The organism is Boseongicola sp. (assembly GCF_057460485.1).
Genome location: NZ_JBVCWP010000428.1, coordinates 1 through 2,273 on the forward strand (window position 1 = coordinate 1; position 2,273 = coordinate 2,273).

The window sequence follows — 2,273 nt, forward strand, 5'->3', positions numbered from 1 at the left end:
ACACACAACCGACTTCTCATGGTCCAGCACGGGGACTAAATTATCTGGCCCTTTTACAGACACGACCGGCCCATTGCTGCCGTTCGCCCATGCTTGGCAATGCTGCGGTGCAGCCCGTCAGACCGGACTTTCGCTGCAACCGCAAAACCTGATGATGGGCGAATTCAAACGATCAACGAACCAAGCCTACTTTCGGATCCCACTTGCCAATGTTAGCCTCTACGGAGACCGGCCACACGCTGAAGGCTTTGACGCGTTCGGAAGCTGCAAGAATTGGGGGCATTGGTGGTTGAGATAGTAGATACTTGTCTTATGGATAGGCCAACCGCAGGTGATCCAAGGGGAACGCTGTTGTGGGCGGATCGGTGGGCGGCACCTCTTTCGTATGATCCAGAAATGGTTCTGCAACTCGTCGACACGCTGCCTGAAGCTGGCACAGAGCGCAGCAATGACTGTCTTATCCTTGTGTCGCGCATCTTGGACGAAGCGCGCATGAACAATGAAAATGAGGAGCCGGGGGCGAGCCACTTTTTCCAGGTTCTAACGGTGGGGTTGGCAGAACGGGCTGAAGCAGGTGAGCTTGACGCCGAGACCTGCTTCGGACTTTGCCAAGCTTACCTCCGTGCCAGTCTCACCCCGCCCGACCAACTACGCAAGGCACCCGACGCCTTCGAGGCTCTAGCGGAAGACGAGGGCCTCGCGCTTCCAGATGTCGCGGACCTCGCGGAAGGGCTTGTCCCGGACGGGTCCACGCCTTTCGAGACCTACACTGAGCTTCGCGAAATTGTGGGCGCTATGCCGGCTCAAGTGACAACCGCATTTTTGACGCAGATGATCGCGCAAGCTGATCCCCGCATGATTGCTGTGGGGCGGTATTTTCTGCTCGATCCGGTTGCGGAGATGCGCGATGCGGCCATGGCTGGGTTCGGGCTGCTTGCGGAGAGCGCAAATGTGGATGCTGCCTTGCTGTCCGACTTGATCCTGATCCGCAACTGGGTGCCAAACGGACAAGCGCTTGATACGCTGATAAAGACTGCGCTGCGGCGGGAACCGTCAGGTGGAACTGTCCCGCAACATTGGCAGCTTCATCGGGTGATGACTTCGCTTCCTGACGGCACCGGCTCGCAGAGCATTTTGGGCGTCTGTAGCCGTGGAAGCACGCGGGCGGTTGCCGCAGCGATGATCAAGGAGGGGCACGGGGTAAAGGACGCTTATGTCATTCCTTGTTCCAGCAGAGGCGATCAGAACACCATCGTTGAGCAAATTGAACAAGCGATGACGATGCATGACGTGTCGCCGTCCTACGTAGCCCCCGCCATTGGCTTCGCCCTTGGCGACGGACTGGCGCGCGGTGCGGTGACAACGCCGGGCTTCCTGGATGTTGCACCGATGTTCGGTATTGGCGATGTAACGCCACAAAGCGGGGGGAATGCGGTACTTCTCGCGGCGGTTGATCCGGAAGGAGAACTTCAGGCTCTGTCGGACAATCGCCGCAATCGGTTGATAGGCAAGAGCCGTGACTGGTTCTCAGAACATGACATCTCCAGCAGCTGGTTCGTCTCTGATGCCACTTTGATGGCAGCGCTTGAAGAAGCGTCAACTGCTGCCAGCACAAAGAAGATCGTCGTCGGGTACCTTGATGAAAGGCGTGATCATTGGACAAAATTCTTTGCCCGGTCAGCGCTAATATTGCGCCATGATCGCCGCGCCCCGCCTGACGCGTGGATGAGCTTTGCTGTTGTCGCCCAAGCGCTGGAGGCTGGGCGAGAGATCAAGAAGATACCCGTCTTTGAGGATATTCTCGGACAAACGCTGGAGGTGGCAGCGGCGCGGGCGATGGACGGTCTTGGAGATGACCTGGAATGGGAAGACGAAGAGTTCGAACCGCCAGAAATCGAGGCTGAGCGACAGGGCGAGTTGGCCAAATTACTCAAAGGCAGCCCGCTCAAGCCGGATCAGATTGATGGTTATTTGACCGCCGTTCTGATCGCCCCGGAGTTCGTATCGCCGAATGAATGGTTGATGCCGCTCATGGAGGAGATCGAGGTTAAGGGACACGTATCCATTCAACGTATTCTTGACATCCTTATGTTGCGTTACGGCGCGCTGAACGAGGCTGTGAACCTCGGAGAGATCGGCGGGGAGATCCGAGAACTGCCCCCGAAGCGCTTCCAGGCCTGGACCGAGGGCTTCGCGCAGGCGGTGGATGGCATCAAGGGAACCTGGCCAAAACGAGCACTGAGTCGCGATGACAAACAAGTCCTCAATATGAT

The 2,273-nt window shown here is 57.5% G+C and carries 2 protein-coding genes; both read left to right on the top strand.

Annotated elements, in window-relative coordinates:
• The coding region (locus tag AC221Y_RS23160; protein WP_486708637.1) for a hypothetical protein at positions 1 to 298 on the top strand (298 nt) is incomplete at its 5' end.
• A 14-nt stretch (positions 299 to 312) separates the two neighbouring features.
• Positions 313 to 2,273: UPF0149 family protein (locus AC221Y_RS23165; protein WP_486708638.1), on the top strand; the 1,961-nt coding region annotated here is incomplete at its 3' end.